This window comes from uncultured Aquabacterium sp., from assembly GCF_913773725.1.
Lineage (GTDB): Bacteria > Pseudomonadota > Gammaproteobacteria > Burkholderiales > Burkholderiaceae_C > Aquabacterium.
This window is the reverse complement of record NZ_CAJYGK010000160.1, coordinates 170,462-196,264: the sequence shown is the minus strand read 5'-3', so window position 1 is coordinate 196,264 and position 25,803 is coordinate 170,462. Positions and strand designations below refer to the sequence as shown.

Annotated in this window: 23 protein-coding genes; 12 read left to right on the top strand and 11 right to left on the bottom strand. The window is 69.7% G+C overall.

Annotated features, from left to right (window positions below):
• Positions 1 to 99: 99 nt before the first annotated feature.
• Positions 100 to 585, top strand: coding sequence for a hypothetical protein (locus tag QZ709_RS20535; RefSeq protein ID WP_294639401.1), 486 nt, complete (start codon positions 100 to 102; stop codon positions 583 to 585).
• Positions 582 to 1,952: a GAF domain-containing protein gene (locus QZ709_RS20530; protein ID WP_294639400.1), complete on the top strand. Its 1,371-nt coding sequence runs from the start codon at positions 582 to 584 to the stop codon at positions 1,950 to 1,952. The genes QZ709_RS20535 and QZ709_RS20530 overlap by 4 nt, the downstream gene beginning before the upstream one ends.
• A 29-nt stretch (positions 1,953 to 1,981) precedes the next feature.
• On the opposite strand, the gene QZ709_RS20525 is transcribed toward QZ709_RS20530, so the two are convergent.
• The 3 genes from QZ709_RS20525 to pyrE all read right to left on the bottom strand — a co-directional run bounded on the left by QZ709_RS20525 (position 1,982) and on the right by pyrE (position 4,313).
• A complete protein-coding gene (locus tag QZ709_RS20525) occupies positions 1,982 to 2,713 on the bottom strand; it encodes a hypothetical protein (RefSeq protein ID WP_294639399.1) in 732 nt (243 codons plus the stop codon).
• Positions 2,714 to 2,830: 117 nt separating this feature from the next.
• Positions 2,831 to 3,586: a DUF4124 domain-containing protein gene (locus QZ709_RS20520; protein ID WP_294639398.1), complete on the bottom strand. Its 756-nt coding sequence runs from the start codon at positions 3,584 to 3,586 to the stop codon at positions 2,831 to 2,833.
• Positions 3,587 to 3,635: 49 nt separating this feature from the next.
• Positions 3,636 to 4,313, bottom strand: a complete 678-nt coding sequence (gene pyrE / locus QZ709_RS20515; RefSeq protein ID WP_294639397.1) for an orotate phosphoribosyltransferase — start codon at positions 4,311 to 4,313, stop codon at positions 3,636 to 3,638.
• A gap of 15 nt (positions 4,314 to 4,328) precedes the next feature.
• Here pyrE and QZ709_RS20510 point away from each other — a divergent pair, with 15 nt between their 5' ends.
• A complete protein-coding gene (locus QZ709_RS20510) occupies positions 4,329 to 5,141 on the top strand; it encodes an exodeoxyribonuclease III (protein WP_294639396.1) in 813 nt (270 codons plus the stop codon).
• A gap of 11 nt (positions 5,142 to 5,152) precedes the next feature.
• On the opposite strand, the gene QZ709_RS20505 is transcribed toward QZ709_RS20510, so the two are convergent.
• The 4 genes from QZ709_RS20505 to QZ709_RS20490 all read right to left on the bottom strand — a co-directional run bounded on the left by QZ709_RS20505 (position 5,153) and on the right by QZ709_RS20490 (position 11,005).
• Positions 5,153 to 7,111 carry a methyl-accepting chemotaxis protein gene (locus QZ709_RS20505; RefSeq protein WP_294639415.1) on the bottom strand — a complete coding sequence of 653 codons (1,959 nt, stop codon included), beginning with the start codon at positions 7,109 to 7,111 and terminating at the stop codon, positions 5,153 to 5,155.
• A gap of 79 nt (positions 7,112 to 7,190) precedes the next feature.
• Positions 7,191 to 8,642, bottom strand: coding sequence for a SulP family inorganic anion transporter (locus tag QZ709_RS20500; protein WP_294639395.1), 1,452 nt, complete (start codon positions 8,640 to 8,642; stop codon positions 7,191 to 7,193).
• Between the two features lie 85 nt (positions 8,643 to 8,727).
• Positions 8,728 to 9,924, bottom strand: a complete 1,197-nt coding sequence (locus QZ709_RS20495) for an alkane 1-monooxygenase (protein ID WP_294639394.1) — start codon at positions 9,922 to 9,924, stop codon at positions 8,728 to 8,730.
• A 37-nt stretch (positions 9,925 to 9,961) separates the two neighbouring features.
• The gene (locus QZ709_RS20490; protein WP_294639393.1) at positions 9,962 to 11,005 is read right to left on the bottom strand and encodes a 2Fe-2S iron-sulfur cluster binding domain-containing protein; all 1,044 of its coding nucleotides are present in this window, start codon (positions 11,003 to 11,005) and stop codon (positions 9,962 to 9,964) included.
• A gap of 108 nt (positions 11,006 to 11,113) precedes the next feature.
• Between QZ709_RS20490 and QZ709_RS20485 the strand changes: the two genes are divergently transcribed.
• The 4 genes from QZ709_RS20485 to QZ709_RS20470 all read left to right on the top strand — a co-directional run bounded on the left by QZ709_RS20485 (position 11,114) and on the right by QZ709_RS20470 (position 14,414).
• The gene (locus tag QZ709_RS20485; protein ID WP_294639392.1) at positions 11,114 to 12,124 is read left to right on the top strand and encodes an AraC family transcriptional regulator; all 1,011 of its coding nucleotides are present in this window, start codon (positions 11,114 to 11,116) and stop codon (positions 12,122 to 12,124) included.
• A gap of 133 nt (positions 12,125 to 12,257) precedes the next feature.
• The gene (locus QZ709_RS20480) at positions 12,258 to 13,028 is read left to right on the top strand and encodes an EAL domain-containing protein (protein WP_294639391.1); all 771 of its coding nucleotides are present in this window, start codon (positions 12,258 to 12,260) and stop codon (positions 13,026 to 13,028) included.
• 40 nt (positions 13,029 to 13,068) lie between these two features.
• Positions 13,069 to 13,515 (top strand): thioesterase family protein, encoded by a 447-nt coding sequence (locus QZ709_RS20475; RefSeq protein WP_294639390.1) that lies wholly within the window; start codon positions 13,069 to 13,071, stop codon positions 13,513 to 13,515.
• 74 nt (positions 13,516 to 13,589) lie between these two features.
• Positions 13,590 to 14,414, top strand: coding sequence for an OBAP family protein (locus QZ709_RS20470; RefSeq protein ID WP_294639389.1), 825 nt, complete (start codon positions 13,590 to 13,592; stop codon positions 14,412 to 14,414).
• Positions 14,415 to 14,448: 34 nt separating this feature from the next.
• Here the strand turns inward: QZ709_RS20470 and QZ709_RS20465 are convergent, their stop codons facing one another.
• The 4 genes from QZ709_RS20465 to selD form a co-directional block, all read right to left on the bottom strand.
• Positions 14,449 to 15,540, bottom strand: coding sequence for a phospholipase A (locus tag QZ709_RS20465; RefSeq protein WP_294639388.1), 1,092 nt, complete (start codon positions 15,538 to 15,540; stop codon positions 14,449 to 14,451).
• A 217-nt stretch (positions 15,541 to 15,757) separates the two neighbouring features.
• A complete protein-coding gene (locus QZ709_RS20460) occupies positions 15,758 to 16,657 on the bottom strand; it encodes an NAD(P)/FAD-dependent oxidoreductase (RefSeq protein ID WP_294639387.1) in 900 nt (299 codons plus the stop codon).
• Positions 16,658 to 16,708: 51 nt separating this feature from the next.
• A complete protein-coding gene (locus QZ709_RS20455) occupies positions 16,709 to 17,359 on the bottom strand; it encodes a type 1 glutamine amidotransferase family protein (RefSeq protein ID WP_294639386.1) in 651 nt (216 codons plus the stop codon).
• Positions 17,360 to 17,398: 39 nt separating this feature from the next.
• Positions 17,399 to 18,448, bottom strand: coding sequence for a selenide, water dikinase SelD (gene selD / locus QZ709_RS20450; protein ID WP_294639385.1), 1,050 nt, complete (start codon positions 18,446 to 18,448; stop codon positions 17,399 to 17,401).
• Between the two features lie 48 nt (positions 18,449 to 18,496).
• Here selD and mnmH point away from each other — a divergent pair, with 48 nt between their 5' ends.
• The 5 genes from mnmH to nirB all read left to right on the top strand — a co-directional run bounded on the left by mnmH (position 18,497) and on the right by nirB (position 25,797).
• Entirely contained in the window at positions 18,497 to 19,585 is a 1,089-nt protein-coding gene (mnmH, locus tag QZ709_RS20445) for a tRNA 2-selenouridine(34) synthase MnmH (protein ID WP_294639384.1), read from the top strand.
• Entirely contained in the window at positions 19,575 to 20,330 is a 756-nt protein-coding gene (locus QZ709_RS20440; RefSeq protein ID WP_294639383.1) for an ATP-binding cassette domain-containing protein, read from the top strand. Before mnmH ends, QZ709_RS20440 begins: the two co-directional genes overlap by 11 nt.
• Before the next feature lie 7 nt (positions 20,331 to 20,337).
• A complete protein-coding gene (locus tag QZ709_RS20435) occupies positions 20,338 to 22,098 on the top strand; it encodes an ABC transporter permease (RefSeq protein ID WP_294639382.1) in 1,761 nt (586 codons plus the stop codon).
• On the top strand, positions 22,095 to 23,012 hold the full coding sequence (locus QZ709_RS20430; protein WP_294639381.1) for a putative selenate ABC transporter substrate-binding protein: 918 nt from the start codon (positions 22,095 to 22,097) through the stop codon (positions 23,010 to 23,012). Before QZ709_RS20435 ends, QZ709_RS20430 begins: the two co-directional genes overlap by 4 nt.
• A 259-nt stretch (positions 23,013 to 23,271) precedes the next feature.
• A complete protein-coding gene (gene nirB / locus QZ709_RS20425) occupies positions 23,272 to 25,797 on the top strand; it encodes a nitrite reductase large subunit NirB (RefSeq protein ID WP_294639380.1) in 2,526 nt (841 codons plus the stop codon).
• Positions 25,798 to 25,803 lie beyond the last annotated feature (6 nt).

Genomic DNA, 25,803 nt, shown 5'->3' with positions numbered 1-25,803 from the left:
CCCTGAATCTGGTGCCCATCCCTGAGCGAAGGGCCCCGACCATCGCAGTGGGGCAGGCTTTTCACGGAGAATGAGCAGTCCCCATCATCACGTTCGCCCGTGAACCGCCCCCTGCATCCAGATCTGCTGGACTACCTGCGCATCGGCCTGTCAATTCACCTCGGCGGTCGTACGGCGCAAGGCTTGCCATTGCTGAATCGGGCGCTTGCCATCCGCGTGGAGCCGGACCATCGCCTGTCGGTGCTGCTGTCCTCGCCCGCCGCGGACGCCCTGCTGGACGCCATCCGCGACGTGCCACACGTGGCCGCGGTGCTGTGCCAGCCCACCACGCACAAGGCGGTGCAGGTCAAGGGGCGCGACGCCGTGGTGGCGCCCGCCCGGACCGAAGACTGGTTGCATCGGAGCGAACACAAGATGCGCTTCGTGACGGAGATCCGCCCCTTCGGATTTGACGAGGTGTTTGCCTCGGCCCGGCTCGATGTCGACAGCCCGGACCAGCTGCATGCCGTGACCTTCACGCCTTATGGCGCCTGGAATCAGAGCCCGGGGCCGGGTGCGGGGCGCCCGATCGAGGTCCACGCATGAGCACGCCGGCGATGACCCTCAGCGGGCTGCGACGCATGTTCGAAGGCGTGATCCCGGCCACCATGTGCACGGTTTCGGCCGAGGGCGTGCCGCACCTGTGCTACCTGTCGCAGGTAGAGTACGTGGACGACGCCCACGTGGCCCTGTCCTTCCAGTTCTTCAACCGCAGCCGCGAGAACATCCTCGCCACGCGGCGTTGCGCCGTCACCGTCGACGATCCCTACACCGCGGCTGGCGTGCGTCTGCAGTTGCGTTATCTGCGCACCGAGCACAGCGGCCCGGTCTTCGAGCGAATGAAGGCCAAGCTGGCCGGCATTGCCGCGCACTGTGGCATGGAAAAGGTCTACCACCTGCAGGGGGCCGACCTGTACCACGTCGAATCCGTGGACATGGTCCCTGGCCGCAAGACGCTGCAGGCACCCGCACCGCGTTGCGACATCCGTGCCGGCACGCGCGCCGTGATCGACCGGCTGAGCGCCTGCCAGGACATGGCGGCGCTGCTGGACGAAACCCTTGCCGCTTTGCGCGACCACCTGCACATCGAGCACAGCCTGATCCTGCTGATCGACCCTCAGCAGATGAGCCTGTACACCGTGGCGAGCCAGGGCTACGCGACGTCAGGCATCGGCGCGGAAGTGCCGCTGGGTCAGGGTGTGGCCGGGATCGCGGCGCGCGAGGGCGTGCCCATCCGCATCGGCCACATGGCCATGTCCCAGACTTACGCGCGGGCCATCCGGCAACGCACCCGGGACCTGGGCCTGGATGGCGGGCTGCGTGAGGAGATCCCCCTGCCCGGGCTGACAGACCCGCGCAGCCAGCTGGCCGTGCCGCTCAAGCTCATGGGACGGGTGGTGGGGGTGCTCATGGTCGAGAGCACGCAGGACCAGCATTTCAGCCACGACGACGAAGACGCGCTCGTGTCGATCGCAGCGCCCCTGGCCCTGGCGCTGTCCCTGCTGCAGCCGCTGGAGACGCCCTCGGACGATGCCGTCCTCGCCGCCAGGCCGCCCACGCCCCCTGAGCCCCTGCCGGCCGGCCCCACGGCGCAGGTGACGGTGCACCACCACCCGCCCACCCACAGCGTGTTCATCGACCAGGATTACCTGATCAAGGGCGTGGCCGGCGCCATCCTGTGGCGCCTGTTGCGCTGCTGGCAGCAGGAAGGGCGCCAGGACTTCAGCAACCGCGAACTGCGACTGGATGCCAGCCTGGGTCTGCCCGACGTCGCCGACAACCTGGAGGCCCGCCTGATCCTGCTGCAGCGGCGCCTGGCCGAACGGGCCAGCCCGATGCAGATCGTGAAGACCGGGCGGGGGCGCTTCAGGCTGGAGGTGCGCGCCGCACTGAACCTGGTCGAGCACACCTGAGCCCCGGGCCACGGGCTCGCGGCCGCATGTCAGAGCGCTGGGGCCGGCGACATCGGCAGAGGAGGCTGGACCCCCAGGCCGTGCAGCAGCGCGGCAGCATCGTGCACAGGCAGCACCTCGTGGGCCAGCGCCAGCACGCCCTCGAACGCGCCCGGGGGCATCTTCGCGCGCATGTCACTCAGCATGCCGATTCGCTCACAGGGCGACAAGGCCGGCAGCATGTGGCGCAGTGTTTCAGCCATTTCCTGCGCACCGATGCTCTGGACCAGCGCGTCGTGGGTCTGCATCAGCTGCGCGTCGGTGTAGCTGGCCCACAGGGTTTCGTTGTGCACGGTCTCCTCCCAGTGCATGTGGGTGAGGTTCTCGGCCGTGAACAGGGCCAGCTCGCGGTACAGCGTCATCAGGGCGCCCCCGCGCATGTCGGCGCCCGCTTCCCGCACCTGCCAGACGCGATCCCGGAGCCGCGCGATCTCGCGTGCGTGATCGAGATGGGCCTGGTCGGCCTCGCGGGCCGCGTGATGCCGCGCCTGCTCCAGCAGGGGGTGCAGAAAGACCTGCTCGTGGTGGATGTGGGCTTCGCAGATGAGCAGCAGGGACTCGACCCGCGACAGCGTCTGCTGCAGGACGGCCGCGTCGACGCCATCGGTGCGGCCGACCCGGAGCACGGTGTCGAACATCCACGCGCGCAGGGCCTTGTGAATGGGGGCATACAGATCCAGGCGGGGCATTGCCTGGGGCGCAGCGTGGGACGGGTGGGACATGTCGGCTCTCCTGTGTGATGGTGGAGAGCACAGCTTAGGAAAGCCCGTCCGGGAGCGCTGCTAAGTCTCTGCTAGAGAAACCTTAAGAAAACACTAAGACGGCCGGACTCGGGGCGGTCACCGCCCGGCCGACGCCGCCATGCCGGGGGGATCGGCCTCGATGGAGCCCGGGGCCGCCCCCGCCCAGAGCTTGCGCAGGCGCGTCAGCTCGGTGTCATAGAAGGCGTTGATGCGCCCCATCTCGGCCTGCTGATTGAGGATGATGTCGCGCTGGGCCTGCTGCTGGGCCTCGTTGGCATCGAGCTGGGACTTCAGCTTGGGCGGCAGGCGCTTGCCCTTGTAGAACTCGGTCTCGGCCTGCAACCCCTTGCGTTCGTCCTGCAGTTGCGCCACCTGGCGCTCGGACGAGGCGATGGCCTTGCGCAGGTCGTCCAGCGCCGCCTCGCGGGCGCGCTGGTGCGCGGCCTCGTTCGGATAGCGCAGCATGAGGTTGCGGTCGCGCCGGATGGCGTCCTTGCGCGCGGCTTCGGCCTGGGCGCGCTGACGCTGCCGCTCTTCCTCGGCGGCACGCTCCTCGGCATTCATCCGCGGGGGCAGCACCTGCCGCTGTGAGCCATCGCGGTTGAGCACGCGCTGCTCGCGGTCCAGGCATTCCGGGATCGGGCGGTCCGAGGTATGGCGCTTGCCCGACGCATCGACACAGGAATAGATGCCCCCGCCTGGCCCGCCCGCCGCCAAGGCGGACACCATGCCCAGCCCGGCGACCAGCGCCGCCCACCACGGACGCAGCGTGGCGGCCGCCCCCGCGCGCCGATCGCAAGCGACAAGGACAGGGGAACGGGAGGCGTACTGGCTCATCTTGGATTCCATCATGGCGCGAACCGCCGCAGGCGGCCATGCCAGTCTGCCATTTTTGGCAGGGTCAGACACCGTATCGTTGACGATAGGCCTCGACGGCCGGGTGAAAGGCAGACAGGGCCGGATCGGACTGGGCAGACAGGTACTGCAGCAGGTCGCGCAACGTGGCAATGGCCACGACCGGCAGGCCGTAGTACTGCTCGACCTGCTGAACCGCGCTCTCGGCGGCGTCCTGGCCGTTGGCCGTGGCCTTTTCCTGGCGGTCCAGCGCAATGGTCACGCCGCAGGGGGTGGCGCCTGCGGCCTTGATCATCTCGATGGACTCGCGCACCGACGTGCCGGCCGAGATCACGTCATCGATGATGAGCACGCGGCCCCGCACGGGCGCGCCCACCAGGGTGCCGCCTTCGCCATGGTCCTTGGCTTCCTTGCGGTTGTAGGCAAAGGGCTTGTTGTGGCCCAGGCGGGCCAGCTCGATCGACACGGCAGCCGCCAGCGTGATGCCCTTGTAGGCCGGGCCGAAGAGCATGTCGAACTGCAGGCCGGACGCGATCAGCCGGCGTGCATAGAATTCAGCCAGACGGCCGAGCTTGGCGCCGTCGTCGAACAGGCCGGCGTTGAAGAAATAGGGTGACAGGCGCCCTGCCTTGGTCTTGAATTCCCCGAACCGCAGCACCTGCGATTGCACCGCGAAGGCCACGAAGTCCTGGGCCAGAGAGTCGTTCGAAAGGGTGGTGCTCATGATGGATGGTGTCTCGTGTTTCGTCTGGTCTCTCTGAACGTCAATGGCATCCGCTCTGCGGCCACGAAGGGCCTGGTGCCCTGGGCAGAATCGGTGTCGGCCGATTGTATGGGCGTGCAGGAACTGAAGGTGCACGCCGACGACATGCCGCCGGCACTCCGCACGATTGCGGGGATGCAGGGCCATTTCCACCACGCCGAGAAGAAAGGCTATTCGGGCGTGGGCATCTACACGCGCCATGAGCCGTCGGACGTGCTGATCGGCCTGGGCACACACGACGTGACCACGCAGTTCGACGCCGAGGGGCGCTGGGTGGAACTGCGCTTCGACAAGCCGGGGCGCAAGCTTTCGCTGATCAGCTGCTATTTCCCGAGCGGCTCGAGCGGCGACGAACGCCAGGCGGCGAAATACCGCTTTCTGGACATGATCGCGCCGCACCTGGCGCGGCTGCGCGCCGAGCGCGAGTTCATCCTGGTGGGCGACGTCAACATCGCGCACAAGGAAGCCGACCTGAAGAACTGGAAGGGCAACCTGAAGAACTCGGGTTTTCTGCCGGAAGAGCGCGCCTGGATGACGGCGCTGCTGGACCCGGCCGGGGGCGCGGGGCTGATCGACGTGTACCGCCGGCTGCACCCGGACACGACGGACGCCTGTTACACGTGGTGGAGCAACCGCGGCCAGGCCCGAGCGAAGAACGTGGGGTGGCGCATCGACTACCACCTGGCCACCCCGGCCCTGGCGGAAACCGCCCGCGCCGCCAGCATCTACAAGGACACGTGGTTCAGCGACCACGCGCCGCTGACGGTGGATTACGACTTCAGCATCTGACGCGACCTCGCTCAGATGAACGCGGCGAGGGTGCCGCTGAGTTGGCGAGCCTGCTGGCGCATGGCGGCCGCGGCCGCGGCCGACTCTTCCACCAGCGCCGCGTTCTGCTGCGTCATGGCGTCGAGCTCGGTGAGGGCGGTCTCGACGTGGGCGATGCCGGTGGACTGCTCATGGCTGGCGTGGCTGATGGTGGCGATCAGCTCGCCGGTCTCGCTGACGGCCGACACCAGTTCGGCCACCGTCCGGCCGGACTCGCGGATGCGTTCGCTGCCGAGCTCGACACGCTGCACGGACTCGTCGATCAGGCCCTTGATGTCGCGGGCCGCCAGCGCAGCGCGCTGGGCCAGGGTGCGCACCTCGCCCGCCACGACCGAGAACCCGCGCCCCTGCTCGCCGGCCCGTGCCGCTTCCACCGCGGCATTGAGCGCGAGGATGTTGGTCTGGAAGGCAATGCCGTCGATGACGGCCGTGATCTCGGCGATGCGGCGGCTGGATGCCCCCACCTCTTCCATTGCCGACACGGCCTCGTGCATGACCTGCTGGCTGCGCTGCGCCGTCTGGCTCGCGCCACGGGCGATGGCATCGGCCTGCTGGGCCGTCTGCGCGGTCTGGTGCACCCCTTGCGTCAGCTGGGTCATGGCACCGGCCATGTCCACCAACTGGCTGGTCTGCTGGTCTGTGCGCACCGACAGGTCGGCATTGCCCGCGGCGATCTCGTCGGCCGCCCCGTCGATGGCCCGTCCGGCATCCTGCACCGATTCGAACGCCGTCCGCAGCTTGGCCACGAACTGGTTGAACGAGCCGGCAATCCGCGCAAGCTCGTCATCACCCTGGACCGGCAGGGACACCCGCAAATTGCTCTGTCCGCCAGCCAGATCGGCCATCGTGTCGGCCAACGCGTGCAGCGGCGCGGTCACCCGGCGCAGCACCAGCCACAGGGCCAGCAGCCCGAGCACGGCACACACGCCGGCGGTCAGAGCGGTCAGCCACATGGTGGCGTGGGCCGGCGCCTTGGCCACGGCCACGGCGTAACGCACGCACACAGCCCAGGGCGGCACACCCGGCGCGGCCTGGACCGGCGTCAGCACACGCACGATGCCCTGCGCATCGGTGTATTCATGCGGCCGCCCCGCTGCCACTGCGGCCAGCGCCTCAGGCGAGAGGTCGTCGGCCGGCTGCGCGATGCGCTGACCATCGGGATGGCTGACATAGCGCCCTCCGGCAGACACCAGCTGCACTTGGGCGCCGGGCAAAGTGGGGATGCGGGCCAGACGGGCCTGGATGCCGTCCAGCAACAGGTCGATGCCGACAATGCCGGCGAACCGATCCCCGGGCCGGATCGGTGTGACCAGCGAGGTGATCAGCATGTCCTTGCCGCCGACCTTGTAGACGTAAGGCTCGATCAGGGCCGGCTTGCCGGTGCGCCGGGGGATGTCGTACCAGTCGTTGGCCCCGGCTTTTTCATAGTCGATCAGCGGCTCGACGGTGATGCCGCCGCCGCCACGGTTCCAGTACGACACGAAGCGGCCGGTGTCGTCGTGCTGCGGCCCCTTGCCGACGAACTCGGCGTCGTGCCCGTCCAGGGCGTTCGGCTCCCACAGCGAGTAGACCCCGAGGCGGCTGCTGTCGTGCTCCAGCATGCGCTTGAGCATGATGTCGAGCTGCGCGCGGCTCGGCGGGGCCCCCTCTGCCTTGGCAACCTCCAGCATGGCGGCCGCCGCTTCGATGGCCTTGAAGCCCCCGCTCAGATCCGCCTGCACCCCTTGGGCCGCGTAGGCGGCGGTGGAACGCACGTGCTCACGGGCCGCCGTCTCGGCGTCCTGACTGCTGCGCCACCCCACCACCGAACCGGTGACCGCCAGGCTCAGCACCGAGCACACGCCCGCTGCCACCACCAATTTACGGGTGAAGGACCACGTCGACGACCTGACGACCCGTGCCGACGCGGGCATGGCAGGGAAGGACAACACGGCGCTCAAGCTGGACTCCTCGCAGAACCGAACATCTGTTTGGTTGTCGTCCGAAGCCCATGGAACTTGAGGGGTGATTTCATGTGGCGGCAGGCGCCTCGCCGGCTCGCTTGAGCAATTGCTTGCACCGTGCCGACAGGTGCACCACGCGCAGGTGCTTGCCCGCGCGCTGGTAGCGAGCCCGCAACGTGCGCAAGGCCTCGATCGCCGAGTAATCGACAAAACTCAGGTGCGCGCAATCGAGCGTGACCACCGGCGGGTCGCCGACCGGATCGAACTGCTGCAAAAAGGGCGTGACCGACGCGAAGAACAGGGTGCCGTGCACGCGGTAGCGCTTGCTGCCGTCCGGCTCCAGGTGGCTGTCGGCGTAGAGCGCGCGGGCATGCTGCCAGGCGAAGTTCAGCGCGGCCAGCACGATACCGCACAGCACCGCCGCAGCCAGGTCCGTGAGCACGGTGATCACGGTGACCGCAACAATCATCAGCGCGTCGTTGAGCGGCACCTTGCGGATCACTCGCAGCGAGGCCCAGGCGAAGGTCTGCTGAGCCACCACGAACATCACGCCGACCAGCGCGGCCAGGGGAATGCGTTCGATCCAGGGCGACAGAACGAGCACGAACAGCAGGATCATCACACCGGCCACCGTGCCCGACAGGCGCCCGCGGCCACCCGAGCGCAGGTTGATCACGGTCTGACCGATCATCGCGCAGCCCCCCATGCCCCCGAACAGACCCGACACGATGTTGGCACCGCCCAGGGCCACGCACTCGCGATCCGGGTCGCCCCGGCTTTCGGTGAGCTCGTCGGTGAGGTTGAGCGTCAGCAGGGTTTCCAGCAGGCCGACCATGGCCATCAGCGCCGCGTACGGGGCGACGGTGCGCAGCGTGTCGAGGCTCCAGGCCACATCGGGCCATGCAAACACCGGCAGCCCCCCCGCGATGTGGGCCATGTCGCCCAGGGTGCGGGTGGGCAGGCCCAGCGCAGCCACCGCCACCCCGACGCTGACGATGCCCACCAGCGCCGGCGGCACCGCGCGGGTCAGCCGGGGCAGCAGGTAGACGATGGCCATGGTGGTCGCCACCAGCCCCGCCATGGTCCACAGCGGCAAGCCGGTGAGCCAGACGCCATCGCGCTTGAAGTGTTCGAGCTGGGCCGTGGCGATGACGATGGCCAGCCCGTTGACGAAGCCCAACATGACGGGGTGCGGCACCATGCGCACCAGCTTGCCGAGCTTCAACAGCCCGAACGCCAGCATGATGAGCCCGGACAACAGCACCGTGGCCAGCAGGTACTGCGCGCCGTGCTGCACCACGAGCGCCACGATGACCACCGCCATCGAGCCCGCAGCCCCCGACACCATCCCCGGGCGACCGCCGAACAGCGCCGTGATCGTGCACAGGATGAAGGCGCCATACAAGCCCATCAAGGGGTGCAGATGGGCCACCAGCGCGAAGGCAATGCACTCCGGAGCCAGCGCAAACGCGGTGGTGATGCCCGCGAGCACATCGGCCCGCATTCGAGAAGCGTTCATGTCGGAGACCAACAGTCGGTGCTCCGCAGCCGGCCGGCCGCGGGACCGCGATGGTACAGCCCGCGTCGGTGTGTCTGGGCCGGGCTCAGGCGGCGCGGGCCTGCGGGGCGGCTGGCGGCGAGGCCTGGGCCATCAGGGCCGGGATGCCGCTGCGGGCGTTGGCTTCGGCGGCCAGGCGGCGCTCGTCGGGCGTGGCGTAGCGGCGGTCCCACTCCAGCACCTTGGGCGTCATCAGCCGGTGCCACAGCGGCGGGATCATGGCGACCACGATGGTGGTGAGGTAGCCGCTGATCATCATGGGCGCGTCGGGGAAAGGCTTCAGATCCTGGTAGGGCACCTCGCCCTGCGCGTGGTGGTGCGAGTGGCGCGTCAGGTTGAACATCGACCACGAGCTGATGCGCTTGTTGGTGTTCCAGGAGTGGCGCGGCTGGACCGGCGTCTTCGGGTCGCGCACCATGCCGTAGTGCTCCATGTAGTTGACGATCTCGAGCAGCGCCTTGCCCCACAGCGCGCAGGCCACGAAGAAGCCGGCCGCCACCCAGCCGCCCAAAGCCCACGCGCCCGCCACCAGCAGCACGCTCATCAGGTGCCCGCGGATCACGGCGTTGTGCGGACCGAACACGGCCTGGCCGGCGCGTTGCAGGCGGCGGCGCTCGATGCGCCACGCGCTCACATTGCCCTTGATCGTGGAGGCCACCACGTGGAAGTACACGTTGCGGCCGCGCGGCGCCGTGGCCGGGTCGTCGATGGTGGACACGTAGCGATGGTGGCCGTAGACGTGCTCGATCGAGAAGATGGTGTCGAAGCTGAAGGCCAGCAGCCAGCGGCCGATCAGCATCGAGACCGGATCCCAGGTGCGGTGCGTCAGTTCGTGCGCGGTGATGGTCCCGACCATGCCAATCATCAGGCCCGTGAGCAGGATGGTCGAGAGGTGGTGTCCCCAGAACGTGGCGTCCCGTGCGGCGAGCACGTCGTAGCCCGTGAGCGCGGCCACCCACGCCCCGAACCCCAGGGGATCGCCCGGGCTGACCGACCACACGGCCGCGAACACGATCAGCGCCAGCAGCGGCAAGGCCATCCACAGCTGGAAGGTCAGGATGCCGGGGTGGCGGAAAACGGGGGTGGAGGTGTCGTCGCCGCACACCGCGTCACCCACCATGTAGATGACGAGCACGGTCAGCAGCCCGCCCGTCACCCATGCGCCGCCGGCCAGGATGAACGCGAGCGACATCAGGCCGATGGCGTGGAACAGAAAGTACTTGAGGTAGTGAAAGAGGGCCATGTCTGTCTCCTTGTTGTGATGAGGCCGTGGCGCGGCCTCAGGCGGCCAGCGGCTTGTCGTGCAGGGTCGTGAACCGGTCTGCGTGGATGTCGGCGGCGGCCAGGCCGTGGCGCTGCAGCAGCGCGCGCGCGGCGTCCACCATGGGCGGGGGGCCGCACAGGTAGGCATGCGCGTTCGGGGCGACGAGGTTGTCCATCACGTCGGTGACCAGGCCGCGCTCACCGGCCCAGGTGCTGCGCGGTGGCTCATCCGACAGCACGGGCAGGAAGCGGAAGTCGGCGGGCCAGTCCCGGGCCAGCGCTTCGATGGCCTGCATGGCGTACAGATCACGCTGCTGGCGCGCGCCGAACAACAGGGTCACGGGGCGGCTCACACCCTGGCCGCGTGCGTCGGTCAGCATCGCGAGGATGGGGGCCAACCCGCTGCCACCGGCTGCCATCAGCAGCGGTGCCGTGCCAGGTCGCAGCCAGAAGTCGCCGGCAGGCCCTTGCACCGAGATGCGCTGCCCCGCCAGCGCGTGCGTGTGCACCCACGTCGAGAACCGCCCGCCGGGCACCATGCGCACGAAGAAGCTCACCTGCGCGTCCGGCTGCACCGGTGTCGCGAAGGAATAGCTGCGCGTCACACCAGGCAGGCCCTCGAGCGTCAGATCCGCGAACTGCCCGGCCTTGTAGGCCATCGCCTCGTCAAGCTGCACGCGCAGCTGCACGATGTCGTGCGTGAGGTGCTCCTGCCCCAGGATGCGCCCGCCCACCTGCCGGCGGGCGGGTTGGGCCGACAGGTCCACCTCGATGCGCACGTCGGTCTGCGGGACGGCCTGGCAAGCCAGGATGTAGCCCTGATCGAGCTCGTCGTCGGACAGGATGTAGCCGCTCTGCGTGAGCTCACGCACCTTGCCGGACACGAGCTTGCACTTGCAGGTGGCGCAGCCTCCGACCCGGCAGCTGTGCGGAAAGGCGATGCCCTCGCGCAGCGCGGCCTGCAGCAGGGTTTCCTTCGGAGCCAGGGCCACGGGGCGGCCGTTGATGTGGGCCGTCACCGGCCCCTGGGACGCAAACAGACGGGAGACGAGGGACAGCATGGTGGGTCTCGGGCTGGCTGGGGGGATGACGGCATCGTAGAAATCCGACGGCCGGCTGCACAGGGCGCCAATTGACATCGACAGGTCATTTTTTGACAATCGCGCGCCATGGCCGATTTCGCCCTGCCCGTTCAGTACCTGCGCCTCATTGCCGATCTGCTGGCGGGCATGCGCATGGACGTGCCTGCCTGGCTGCGCCGCAACGGGCTGGATGAGGGCTGGCTGTCCCAGGCCGACGCCGGGGTGCCTTACACGGTTTTTCAGGCGCTGATGCGCGATGCGCTCGCCAGCACCCAGGAGCCGGCCCTCGGCCTGCTGGTGGGCGAGCGGTTGCGCATCAACACGCACGGCATGCTGGGCTACGCCGCGATGAACAGCAGCTCACTGCGGCAGGCACTCGTGCTGTTCGAGCGCTTCGTGCCGGTGCGCACAACGCTGGTCACCGTGCGCCACGAGGTCGACGGCGAGCACGTGCGGGTGCACTTCGAACCGGCCCGTCCGCTCGACGAGCTCGAAGACCTCGTCTGTGAAGCCGTGATGCTGACGGTGAAGAACCTGGTGGACCACATCACCATGGGCGCCTGCCCGGTGCGACAGGCCTGCTTTCGGGGGCCTGAACCGGCCTATGCGGCCCTGGCCGCGTCGATGTTCCGCTGCGACGTCGCTTACGGCGCAGGCTGGTCCGGCCTCGTGCTGCCGCTGGCCGGCATCGACCAGCCGCTGAGTACCGCCGACCCGGCCAGCGCCGAGGAAGCGGTGCGCCTGTGCCAGCGCGAGCTCGATCGGCGACACGCCGACGACGGCCTGGCCAGCCGGGTGCGGCGACTGCTGCTGGACAAGCCGACAGGCTTTCCCTCGCTGGTGGTGACGGCGCGGCTGTTCAACATGACGCCGCGCACGCTGCACCGCCGGCTGCAGGAGGAAGGCACATCGTTTGCTGCCCTGCTGGACGAGGTCCGCCATCAGCTGGCGGTGCAACACCTGAAGGCGGGGCAACTGACGCTGCAGGAAATCGCCTTTCACCTGGGCTACACCGACCCGGCGAACTTCCGACGGGCGTTCAAGCGATGGGAAGGCGTCGCACCGTCGACCTACCCGCGCGGTCCGGCCCGCCCCTGAGCCGCCATCCGGCACCCCCGGGGTTGTCTGGATCCCACGGCATGCTGGCCCCTGTGATTCTGTGACATATTGGTGTCGACTGGTCGTCGAACGCCCGTCGACCCAGCACCGATCCTGACTGCCCCCGTTCACGATGTCCCACGCCTGCCGAGCCTGCCACGACGACGAGACCACCCGGCTGCCCATCTCGATGGCCTTCCAGCCCCTGGTCGACGTGCGCGCACGGGCCGTGGTCGGTCATGAAGCCCTGGTGCGCGGCCCGGCCCAGGAGTCCGCGGCGCATGTGCTGGCCCAGGTCAACGACACCAACCGCTACGCATTCGACCAGAGCTGTCGCGTGCGCGCCATCGAGTTGGCTGCGCAGCTCGGGCTGCAGGGCATGCTGAGCATCAACTTCCTGCCCAATGCGGTCTACCGACCTGAGACCTGCATCCGCGCCACGCTGCAGGCAGCACGCACCCACGGCTTTCCGACCGAGCGGCTGATGTTCGAAGTCAACGAAAGCGAGCGCGTGGTCGATCACGCCCACCTCAAGGCCATCTTCGCGGAATACCACCGACAGGGCTTCACCACCGCCATTGACGACTTCGGCGCCGGCCATTCCGGGCTGAACCTGCTGGCCGAGTTCCAGCCCGACATCGTCAAGCTCGACATGGCGCTCACCCGCCACATCGACCGTGACCGCGTGCGCCGCAGCATCGTGCAGGCCACGATGGGGATGTGCGCCGACCTCGGCATCCGCGTGATCGCCGAAGGGATCGAGACGGCGGAAGAGTGCCTGGCCTTGCAGGACCTCGGGGTGCACCTGTTCCAGGGCTACCTCTTTGCCCGCCCGGGCTTCGAGCACCTGCCGACGGTCGCCCCCGACGCCTGGCACGCCGTCACGCGCACGACCGGGGTGTGATGGCATCATCGGGCGATGCCCGCTCGCCCTGATGCCATCCATGTCTGACGCCCCTGCCTGGGATCACCCCGAGCCGTTCACCCTGCCCGTGCGCGTCGATGCGAGCTGCATCGACCTCATGGGTCACACCAACAACGTCGTCTACCTCAAGTGGCTGGAAGACGTCGCCTGGGCGCACTCGGTCGCCCTGGGCCTGGGCCCCGCGCAATACGAAGCGCTGGGCCATGGGGTGGTCGTGCGCCAGCACGAGCTGACCTACCTGCAGGCCACACGCCTGGACGAGCCCCTGCTGCTGGCCACCTGGATCACCGCCGTCGACAAGCTCTCGCTGCACCGCGCTTTCCAGTTCGTGCGCGAGACCGACGGCGCGACCGTCTTCCGCGGGCGCACGCACTACGTGTGCGTTGACATCGCACAAGGCCGGGTGCGACGCATGCCGGAGCGCTTTCTGCAGACCTACGGCCCCGCGGCCCTGCCGTCGAGCTGATCCCTCAGGGCGGCGCCCACGCGGGCACGCGGCTTGCCGCCGGCGGGCACCGTGTTGCTGCCCGAGGCCCCCTGATGACAAGCTGCAAGCGTGCTGCCCGCCTGGCCGTGATCGCCACCGTGCTGGGCTCGTCCGGCTCCCTGCCCCTGGCGCAGATTGCGCCCGACGCCCACCCGCCCGGCGCAGACAAGAGCCGCCGCACACGCGCGCTCGAGCTGGGCGCGCGCGCCCTGCAGACCCATGCGCCCGTCGGGACGCTGAACATCTACCTGAACGGCTTTCATCCGATGAAGGACGACCCCGGCCATCAGGTCGAGGCCCATCACTTCTGCCACCAGGTCAACGAAGACTTCGCCCAGTGCGTGCTGTTCGACAGTGCCGAGCGCACCGCCAACCTGACCGGCATCGAGTACATCATCTCGGAAAAGCTGTTTCTGCGCCTGCCCGAAGGCGAGCGCCGCTACTGGCACCCGCACAACGGGGAGATCCTGTCAGGGCAGCTGATCGCCCCCGGCATCCCCCGCGCGGCCGAAAAGGCTCTGATGCGGGACAAGGTCAACAGCTACGGGAAGACCTGGCATGTCTGGCACACCGGCGCCTTCGGCGTGCCCGGGGATGCGCTGCCCCTGGGCGAGCCCCGTCTGGCGTGGTCGTTCAACCGCGACGGGGAGATCGTCCCGGGCCTGCTGCTGCAGCGGGATCAGCGGCTGCGCCTGCAGAGCACCGAGCGTCGCCGCGAACGGGCCGACCTGCAGCAGATTGCCCGCCCGCAGGAAGGCGTGGACGCCCTGCTGGGCGCCTTCCCTCGCGAGACTGGGCCCATCCCGGGCGTGGTCGATGCACGCGCCGTCGCCCCTTCGGGGCAGCCCGCGCCGGCCGCGGCCAGCGCCCCGCAGTGAGCGGCCCTCGGCGCCACGACGCGCCCCAACGGCCTCAGAACTGAAAGAGCGACAACCCCACACCCAGGCTGTCGTGGCGGTGGTTGTAGTCGAGCAGCGTCTCCCCGTGGCCCGAGAACAGCTGCACGTACCAGCGCAGCCCCGCCGGGCGGTCGCGGTGCACGGGGTAGGTCCAGTCGAGCTGCCACGCGCCCCGCCGGGGTTCGGGCAAGCGGGTGCGCCATGTCAGCGACACCGTCGACGGCCCCCCCACCCAGGCCGCGCCGAACTCGGCGTTGCCCAGGTAGTGCTGGATGTCGGGGTTGTCGTCGTTGCGGGTGCTTTCGCGCAGCCGCCGATGCAGCCGCAGCGACACCGCCAAAGGGCCGCTGTCCAGCGCCGCGTGCGCGTACACCCGGTTCCAGCTGCGCGACAGCGCGTCGCTCTGCCCGTTGGACTGGTGCTGCAGCCCGAGTTGCAGCATGCGCCAGCGCCAGCCGCCCGGCAAGGTGGGCGTGTGGCGCGCCATCGGCACGACGTAAATCATCTCGGGCTCGTGGTCGGTGTTGCGGAACGGGGCCGATTCCCGCGTGTTCCACAGCTGCCACATGGATCGCTGGGTGTAGGCGAACCACAGGTCGGCATCCCGCAGCAGCAGCCCCTCGGCCACCTTGGCACGCAAGGACACCTGCACCTTGACCTCCAGCGGCTTGTAGGTGATGCGGGACGGCGCGGGGCCCCGCGTGGGCGAGGATGGGGTCCGGTTGATCTCGGTGCTGACGTGGGCCGGCAGCACGAAGTTCGGCAGGTAGGTCTTGACCGCGAAGGTGCCCCGCTTTTCTTCGGGCGTCAGCTCCCAGGCCTTGTCGAGCAGGGTCGCCGCGGGCGGGGCCTGGGCCGGGTCCAGGGGCTGACGCTCGGGGGGCAATCCCGGCAAGGCCTCGGCACGCTCCGGTTCAGCCCCCGAGCGCGCGCCCTCAGCCGGGCCATCCGGGGCGGGAGGGACCACACCGGGCGGCAACACCGGGCCGGGTCGGAACAAGCCGTCATAGCACGCCAGACGCGCGGCATCGTCCGGCAGGCGCGCGCAGCGGCTGGCCTCACCGGGCTCCCGCGCCCAGACCGCGCAAGCCTGCAAGGCCAGCATGACCCCCCACGTGACCGGCGCCCGGTGGAACGCCCCATGCTTTGCGCGTCGACAGCGCCTGCCCGGCGCGCCCGCCGTGCCCGTGGCCGGTATCTGCATCCCTGGTCTTTCTGATGGTGAACCTGCCCTCAGTGTGAAACAAGCCCGTACCGCGCGTGTGACAGCCTGTGTCCAGCGCCCCCCCTGGGTCGCGTGGGCACCACGCACCCCAAGCGGGTCACAGGCTGTTGTGGATGGCGGTGGCTGCCACTGCGCCCTGCGCCATGGCCACGACGATCTGGTCCAAGCCACTCGTCACGTCGCCTGCGGCAAACAGCCCTGGACAGGTGGTCTGGCAATGGCCGTCGATCACGAGGTTGCCCCCGGCCTCGCAGCGGGCCTGCACCGCCCGCCCCAGGTCGGCGGCGGGCTGGCATCCCAGGGCGGCGTACAGCACGTCCACCTCCACCGGATCGCCCACCACACGGTGCACCCTCAGGACGCTGCCCCTGTGTTCGACCCCCGCCAGCCCGCCCGGTCGCCAGCCGATGCCCCGGGCCTGCAGGGCCTCATGGCCCTCGCGGCCGAGCACGTCGTCGGGCCGAACCGGCAAGAGCTGCAGGTGTTCACTGAAATGCCGCAGAAACAGCGCTTCGCGCACGGCGTGCGGGCTGCTGCCGATCACGCCGATGCGGCGCCCCCGGTGCTCGTGCCCGTCGCAGATCGGGCACTCTCGCAACAGGCCGATGGCCCGCACGGCGCGCAGGCCAGGCAGGTCGATCTCGCGGTCCCGGGCCCCGGTGGCCAGCAAGACCCGGCGCGCCGGCCAGCGCAGTCCGCCCACGTGCACCAGAAAGCCGCGCTCGTCCCGACTGAGCCCGGTGGCGCGGGCTGCCGTCACGGCGCCGCCATGGCGCAGCAGCTGCGCCCGCAGGCGCGCCAGCAACTCGGGGCCCGCAATGCCGTCGGGAAAACCGGGCACGTTGTGCGACCGCGGGATGCGCAGCGCACGGGCGTCGCCGCTGTCGAGCACGCGGATGCGGCGGTGGAACCGCGCCAGGTACAGCGCGGCCGCCAAACCGGCGGGGCCGGCGCCGACGATCACGCAGTCCATCAAGGGCGCATCGGAGGGGGTCATGGCCGATCGGGGCAAACGCCATTCCCCAAGGCCTCGCGGGGGCAGCCGGGCTCAGTCGCCCGCCGCGTTCACGTCATCCGACACGTCGGCCGCCTGCTGCATCCGCGCGAAGTGCTCCGAACGCCCCGTGCGGTAGAGGTCGTACCACGCGGCCAGCACCGGCTCGTCGTACACGTCGAGGCAGCGGAAGATCTCCCGCGCGAATTCGAGCGGCGCCATGCCACCGGCCGTGATCAGCGGGCCATCGCGCCAGGCCGGCTGGTCTTCGTAGCGGTCGCTGCCTTCGTAGGCCGCCACCCCCTTGAGGTAGGCCAGCGCGTTGCTGGTGTGGCGGCGGCCGTTGAGCAGGCCGAGCCGGGCCAGCCCGGCCGTGGCGCCGCAGATGGCCGCCACCGGCACGTTGCCCGCGAGGAAGGCCCGAGCCATCTCGGCCGCGGCGCTGTGCTGGCCCTCTTCCCAGCCCAGCCCCCCGGGAAGGATGAGCATGGCGCTCTCGGCCGGTGTGAGGGTGTCCAGCAGGCGATCGGGCAGCACCGCCACACCGCCCATGGACCGCACCGGCGCCTGGCTCAAGGCCACCGTGCACACGGTGTAGCGCCCCGGCACCCGCTGAAAGGCCGGCTGCTGGATGCCGGCAATGGCAAACGCCGCTTCCCAGTCGGCAAAGCCGTCGTAGACGAAGAGGTGGACAGGATGGGCCATGCCGCTGACCGGCAAGGCGCGTTCCTGCCGGGCGACGACTCAGGCGAAATGCAGCCGGGGCGCGCCCGGTGTGGCGGGCTCGCGCAGCGTGCCGATCACCGCGGCTTCACCACAGCCTTCGGCGGCCATGGCGGCCAGCACGGCGTCCACCGCCTCGGGGGCGCAGCTCACCAGCAGGCCACCGCTGGTCTGCGGATCCGACACCAGCGCCTGCTGCCAGGCCTCGGCCTGCTCGGGCCACGTCACCTCGGCACCGTAGGCCGCCCAGTTGCGGCCCGATGCGCCGGTGACGATGCCTTCGCGCGCAAAACCGGCCGCCACCTCGATCAGCGGCAGCCGGGTCAGCGCCACCTCGGCATCCAGGCCGGAACCGCGGCACACCTCCAGCAGGTGGCCCGCCAGACCGAAGCCGGTCACGTCGGTCATGGCGCGCACGCCCGGCATGGCGCCCAGGGAGGCCCCCACACGGTTGAGTTGCGTGGTGTGACGCAGCATCTGCGCGTAACCGGCCTCGTCCAGCCGGCCCTTCTTGAGTGCGGCCGACAGGATGCCCACGCCCAGCGGCTTGCCCAGCACGAGCACGTCACCGGCGCGGCCATCGGCATTGCGGTGCACGCGGTCGGGGTGGACCAGACCCAGCGCCACCAGGCCATAGATGGGTTCGAGCAGGTCGATGGAGTGGCCGCCGGCGATCGGGATGCCCGCGGCCCGGCACACCTCGGCGCCACCGCCCAGGATCTGGCCGATGACCTCGGGCGGCAGCTTGGCGATGGGCATGCCGACCAGCGCCAGCGCCATGATGGGCGTGCCGCCCATGGCGTAGATGTCCGACAGCGCGTTGGTGGCGGCGATGCGGCCGAAGTCACGCGGGTCGTCGACGATGGGGGTGAAGAAATCGGTGGTGGCGACCAGCGCCTGCTGGTCGTTGAGGCGGTAGACGGCCGCGTCGTCGCTGGTCTCCAGGCCGACCATCAGCTCGGGCGGCACCAGCCCCTGAGGGGCCCGTGACAAAATCTCGGACAGGAGGCCCGGGGCAATCTTGCAGCCGCAGCCGCCACCGTGAGAGAACTGGGTCAGCGCAATGGACATCATCGGTCAACAGAAGTACGCGGCAATTGTGCCAGCGGGGGCTGCGGCATGAGTGCACGCGCCCCGGTCCGCATCGAAGACCGCCACCAGTTCGACTGCCTGATCGACGCGCGCTCGCCTGCCGAGTTTGCGCTCGACCACGTCCCCGGCGCCATCAACCTGCCGGTGCTGGACGACGAAGAACGCCACATCGTCGGCACGATCTACAAACAGCAGGGCGCGTTCGAGGCCCGGCGTGTGGGCGGCGCCATGGTGGCCGCCAACCTGGCCCGGCACCTGCGCGAGCACCTCGCCGACAAGCCCGCGAACTGGAAGCCGCTGGTGTACTGCTGGCGTGGTGGCATGCGCAGCGGCTCGATGGTGAACTGGTTCCGCCTGGTGGGCTGGGATGCCCAGCAGCTGCCCGGGGGCTACAAGCGCTGGCGCCATCACGTGCTGGCGGTGCTGGAAGCGCAATGCCCGCAACTGCCGCTGCGTGTGGTGTGCGGCGCCACCGGCAGTGCCAAGACGCGGGTGCTGCACGCCCTGGCGGCGCGGGGCGCCCAGGTCATCGACCTGGAAGGCCTGGCCTGCCACAAGGGCTCGCTGCTGGGCGCGCTGCCCGGCGTGCCCCAGCCTTCTCAGAAGGCCTTCGAAACCCGGCTGGCCGAACAGATCGAGCAGTTGGACCTGAGCCGGCCGGTGTACGTCGAGGCCGAGAGCCGCAAGATCGGCCGCATCGCGCTGCCCACGCCCCTGCTGGAGCGGCTGCGCGCCAGCCCCTGCATCGAGCTGGACGTGCCCTTCGATGCCCGGCTGGCCTTCCTGCTGCGCGACTACGCCTACCTGGGCGACGACGCGGACGCGCTGGTGCGCAAGCTCGAGCCCCTGCGCCCGCTGCTGGGCGCCGAGACGATCGAGCGCTGGCAAGGCTGGGCGCAGACACGGCAGCTTGCGCCCTTGTTCGAGGAACTGGCCCGCCTGCACTACGACCCGCAGTACGCGCGCTCGCAGGCCACGCACTTCCACCGCTGGGCCGAGCGGCAGACGGTGCCGGGCGCATCGCTGGACGAGGCCGGGATCGATGCGCTGGCGGCCGCGCTGCTCGCGCGGGATGCCGTCGATCAGCCTGAAACACCCCGCGCCCATGTCGGTTGAGCTGCAACTGAAGGGCGTCAGCCGCCACTGGGGCGGCACACCGGTGTTGCGCGACCTGTCGCTGCGCGTGCAGCCGGGCGAGCGCATCGCCCTGATCGGCCCCAGCGGGGCGGGCAAGTCCACGCTGATCCGCCTGATGGCCGGCGCGTTGCGCGCCACCGCCGGCACGATCGACGTGGACGGCACACCGCTGGACCGCATGGGCTGGCGTGCGCTGCAACGCCACCGGGCACGTTGCCGCATCGTCGAGCAACAGAACCTGCTGGTGCCGCAGGCCACGGTGCACCGCAATGTGCTGGCCGGGCTGCTGCCGCATTGGCCGTGGTGGCGCACGCTGGCCGCGGCGCTGTGGCCGGTGCAAGCCGAGCGGGTGGCCGCGCTGCTGCAATCCCTCGACATGGGCGCCCACCAGTGGGCCCTGGCCGGCGCGCTGAGCGGCGGGCAGATGCAGCGGGTGGCCATCGCCCGCGCGCTGGTGTCCGAGCCCGACATCCTGCTGGCCGACGAGCCGACCGCCTCGCTCGACCCGCACACCGCCAAGGCCGTGACGCGCCTGATCACCGAACAGGCCCGCCTGCGCGGGATGACGCTGGTGTTCTGCACCCACTGGTTCGACATCGCCCGACAGGACTGCACCCGCGTGATCGGCCTGCGCCGCGGCGAGATCCTGTTCGACTGTGCCCCGCAGGACGCCACCGAGGCGCGCCTGGACCAGCTCTATGCCGGCAGCAACGAGCGGCTCTGAGCCCCGCGTGACCACCGCCGGGCCCGACGCCGGGCCCTTGTGGCGTGACACGACCGGCCCGGGCTCGCTGCACGCGGCGCGGCGCCAGGCCCTGTCGCGCTTCGTGCTGTGGCTGGGTCTGGCGCTCAGCGGCCTGCTCTGCCTGGCCTGGACGGGCGCCGACCCGCTGCGCCTGTTCGACGCCGACGGCCTGCGCAACGCCGGCGACATCCTGAGCGGCTTCCGGCAACCGGACCTGTCCGCCGAGTTCCTGCAGCGCGTGCTCGACCTGTCGATCGAGAGCCTGCTGATCGGCCTGCTGGGCACGGCACTGGCTGCAGGCCTGGGCACCCTGCTGGCGTTCTTCGCCACCCGCGTGCCGGATCTGGTCGACCCGCCCCGGCCGCCGCCCAGGGCCGTTCGCGCGGCGCTGGCCGCCAGCCGCAGCACCGCACGCGGCCTGCTGGGCGTCTGCCGCGCCGTGCCCGAAATCGTCTGGGCCTACCTGTTCGTGCAGTGGCTGGGGCTGGGACCGGGTGCGGCGGTGCTGGCCATCGGGCTCACGGTGGGCGGCAACATCGGCAAGCTGTTCGCCGAGTTGGCCGAGGCGGTCGATCCCCGCCCGGTGCAGGCCCTGCGTGCCGCCGGAGCCTCGCGCTGGGCGCTGTTCCTGCATGCGGTGCTGCCCCAGGTCGGCCGACAGTGGACGGGCTACGCGCTGTTCTGCCTCGAGTGCAACATCCGCATCGGCTCCATCCTGGGTGTGGTGGGCGCCGGCGGACTGGGCAGCGAGATCGCGCTCAGCCTGCGCTACTTCCAGTACGACAAACTGGCCACCACGCTGATCGCCGTGCTGGGCTTTGTCGTGGCGCTGGAATGGCTGAGCAACCGGCTGCGGCGCGCGCCCACCCGCTGGACGCTGGGCCTCGGCGCCGTGGGCACCGTGTGGGCCCTGATGCGGCTCGACATCCCGTGGCGCGACCTGTTCAGCGGCGCCCAGACCGCCCTGCTGCCCCGGCTCGACACCCTGGCCATCGACACGGCCTTCCTGAAACTTGCAGCCGGCCAGATCACCGACACGCTGTGGATGGCCTGGGTGGCCACGCTGCTGTCGGCGCTCGTGGCCTTCGTGCTGGCGCCGCTGGGCGCAGCCCGCCTGAGCGTGGGCAGCTACCTGGTCGACCCGCCCCGCCCACGCGGCGCCGGGCGGTGGCTGCGCCCGGTCGGCGCCCTGGTCAGCCGCGTGGTGCTGCAGTTCACCCGCGTGATGCCCGAGCTCACGCTGGCCCTGGTCTTCGTCGTGTGGGTCGGTGGCGGGCCGCTGGCCGGCATCCTGGCGATCGCCGTGCACAACATCGGCGTGATGGGGCGGCTGTATGCCGACGTGCTGGAAGAGGCCGAGCCCGGCCCGCCCGCCGCGCTGCAAAGCCTGGGCGCCGGCACGCTGGCCACCTTTCTGTTCGGCGTGCTGCCCCAGGTGCAGGCCCGGCTGGCGGCGCTGACGCTCTACCGCTTCGAAGTGAACGTGCGCGCCACGGCCATGGTGGGCTTCGTCGGCGCCGGCGGCATCGGCGATGCGCTCAACACGGCCATCAGCCTGTTCCACCTGCACGACCTGGGCGTGCTGCTGTTGACCATGCTGCTGCTGGTGACGGCCGTGGACGCGCTGGGCGACCGGCTGCGGTCCCGCCTGCTGCAGGGCCGCGTGGCCCGCCTGCCGCTGCCGGCGTGCGATCCGGCGGCCCACCTCTCCAACCCGAATCCCCCCTCAAGGAGCCTTGACCCATGAAACGCCTGTCCACCCGCCCGTCGACCGTGTCCCGCGCGCGCCGCACCGCGCTGGCCGCCACCGCCACGCTGCTCGGCCTGAGCGCGCTGAGCCCGCTGGGGCTGGGCGCCGCCCATGCCCAGGCTCAGGATGTGATCCGCGTCTCGGGCATCCCCGACGAAAACCCGACCGAGCTGGCACGCAAGTACCAGCCGCTGATCGACCACCTGCAGAAGCACCTGGGCGTCAAGGTGGTGTACGTGCCGGTGATCGACTACGGCGCGGCCGTCTCGGCCCTGGCGGCCGGCAAGGTCGATTTCGCGTGGCTGGGCGGCTTCACCTTCGTGCAGGCCAAGGTGCTGGCCGGCGCGCGCCCCGTGGTGATGCGCGACATCGACCGCGAGTTCCACAGCGTGTTCATCGTCAACACGGCCTCGGGCATCAGCAAGCCGGAGGAGCTGCGCGGCAAGAGCTTCGCCTTCGGCGCCAAGAGCTCGACCTCCGGGCACCTGTTCCCGCGGCACTTCCTGAGCTCGCGCTTCCAGATCGATCCGGACAAGGACTTCGCCGGCGCCCCGATCTACAGCGGCGCCCACGATGCAACGGTGAAGATGGTCGAGTCGGGCAAGGTGCAGGCCGGCGCGCTCAACATGGAGGTGTGGAACCGCCTGGTGGCGGGCGACAAGTTCGACAAGAACAAGGTCAAGGTGATCTGGACCACGCCGCCCTTCGTGGACTACGTGTGGGCAGCGCGCAAGGACCTGCCGCCGGCCACGGTGCAGAAGTTCGCCAACGCCTTCATGCAACTGGAAGCCAGCGACCCGGCGGACCAGGCCGTGATGGCGCTGCAGGGTGCCAAGCGCTTCGTGCCGGCCAAGGTGGAAGACTTCGACGTGATCGAGCAGGTGGGCCGCTCGACCGGCCTGCTGAAGTAAACGCGGGCGCCAGTGCACCAGAGGGGTGCACCTCCGCACCAAAGCGGAGGTGCCGATGCCCTCGCAGGCGGTCTTCCCTGCCCCTTGCCCCACGAAACCAGATCGGCACACATATTGCGTAAACCTTGGCGTGTGCCCAAGGTAGTGACGCCCCGGCGCACACATGTGATCTCCGCTAACGACGGCGGACGAGAGCCGGCCCCGCGCCCCGGGTGCCCGCTGCTTATCCCCCCATCTGGTTTCCGTCGCAGGAGCACACATGAAGATCGTCCTCGTTGGCCACGGCATGGTCGGCCACAAATTCCTTGAAAGCCTCGCAGAAGCGGGCGTGCGCGATGCGCAGGTCACCGTGCTGTGCGAGGAAGTGCGCCCCGCCTACGACCGCGTCCACCTCTCCGAATACTTCTCGGGCAAGACCGCCCAGGACCTGTCCCTGGTCGAGCCCGGCTTCTTCGACCGCACCGGCTTCGACCTGCGCCTGGCCTGCCGCGCCGCCAGCATCGACCGCCGCAACCACACCGTCACCACCCTCGACGGCGAGGTGCTGCCCTACGACAAGCTGGTGATCGCCACGGGCTCCAACCCCTTCGTGCCGCCCATCCCGGGCCGCGACCGCCCGCACTGCTTTGTCTACCGCACGATCGACGACCTCGACAAGATGAAGGCCTCGGGCGCGAAGTCCAAGGTCGGCGTCGTGGTCGGCGGCGGCCTGCTGGGCCTGGAATGCGCCAAGGCGCTGCGCGACATGGGCCTCGAAACCCACGTGGTCGAGTTCGCCCCGCGCCTGATGGCCGTGCAGGTGGACGACCAGGGCGGCCGCGTGCTGCGCGCCAAGATCGAGGAGCTTGGCGTGCGCGTGCACACCAGCCACAGCACCGTGCGCATCGAAGACGGCGCCGAGCACCGCCACCGCATGGTATTCGAGGACGGCAGCCACCTCGACACCGACATGATCGTGTTCTCCGCCGGCATCCGCCCGCGCGATGAACTGGCCCGCCAGTGCGTGCTGGCCATCGGCGCACGGGGCGGCGTCGTCATCGACGACCACTGCCGCACCAGCGACCGCAACGTCTACGCCATCGGCGAATGCGCCTCCTGGCAGGACCAAACCTTCGGCCTGGTCGCCCCCGGCTACGACATGGCCCGCGTGGCCGCCCGCCACATCGCCGGCGAGGCCGAGGCCGCCTTCACCGGCGCCGACATGAGCACCAAGCTCAAGCTGATGGGCGTGGACGTGGCCTCGATCGGCGACGCGCACGCCCGCACGCCGGGCTGCCGCTCGTTCCAGTACGTGGACGAGGTCAAGCAGGTCTACAAGAAGATCGTGGTGAGTGCCGATGGCAAGAAGCTGCTGGGCGCCGTGCTGGTGGGCAATGCCGATGAATACGGCACGCTGCTGCAGATGGCGCTCAACGGCATCACCCTGCCCGCCGAGCCCGAGTTCCTCATCCTGCCCAGCAGCGACGGCAAGGCCAAGCCCGGCCTGGGCCCGGACGCCCTGCCCGACAGCGCCCAGATCTGCTCGTGCAACAGCGTGAGCAAGGGCCAGATCTGTGCGGCCGTGGCCGACGGCGCCACCACCATTGCGCAGCTGAAGTCGTGCACCAAGGCCGGCGCCACCTGCGGCGGCTGTGTGCCCCTGGTCACCCAGGTGATGAAGGCCGAGATGGCCAAGCGCGGCATGGCGGTCAACAACCACCTGTGCGAGCACTTCCCCTATTCGCGCCAGGAGCTCTATCACCTGGTCCGCGTCGGCCAGATCAAGACCTTTGCCGACCTGCTGGCCAAGCATGGCAAGGGCCTGGGCTGCGACATCTGCAAGCCCACGGCCGCGTCCATCTTCGCCTCGGTGTGGAACGAGTTCGTCCTCAAGAAGGACCTGGCCAGCCTGCAGGACAGCAACGACTACTACCTGGGCAACATCCAGAAGGACGGCACCTACAGCGTCGTGCCCCGCATGCCGGGCGGCGAGGTCACGCCAGACGGGCTGATCGCCGTGGGCCAGGTGGCCAAGAAGTACGGCCTGTACACCAAGGTCACGGGCGGGCAGCGTGTCGACCTGTTCGGCGCCCGCGTGGAACAGCTGCCGCTGATCTGGGAAGAGCTGATTGCCGCCGGCTTCGAATCGGGCCACGCCTATGGCAAGAGCCTGCGCACCGTGAAGAGCTGTGTGGGCTCGACCTGGTGCCGCTATGGCGTGGGCGACTCGGTGGGCCTGGCGGTCGAGCTGGAGAACCGCTACAAGGGCCTGCGTGCGCCGCACAAGATCAAGTTCGGCGTCTCGGGCTGCACCCGCGAATGCGCCGAGGCCCAGGGCAAGGACATCGGCATCATCGCAACCGAAAAGGGCTGGAACCTGTACGTGTGCGGCAACGGCGGCATGAAGCCCCGCCATGCCGAGCTGATCGCGTCCGACCTGAACAAGGAAGAACTGGTCCGGCTGATCGACCGCTTCCTGATGTTCTACGTGAAGACGGCCGACCGACTGCAGCGCACCAGCACCTGGCGCGAGAACCTGGAAGGCGGGCTGGACTACCTGAAGGACGTGCTGATCAAGGACACGCTGGGCCTGGGTGCCGAACTCGAAGCCCAGATGCAGCATGTGGTCGACACCTACCAGTGCGAATGGAAGACCGCGGTGACCAACCCCGACGTGCGCAAGCGCTTCCGGTCTTTCGTCAACAGCGACGTGCCGGACGAACGCATCGTGTTCGTCCCGGAGCGCGGGCAGATCCGCCCGGCCACCGCCGAAGAGCGCGATGGCACCACCACGACCACCGCCTGAGCCGCA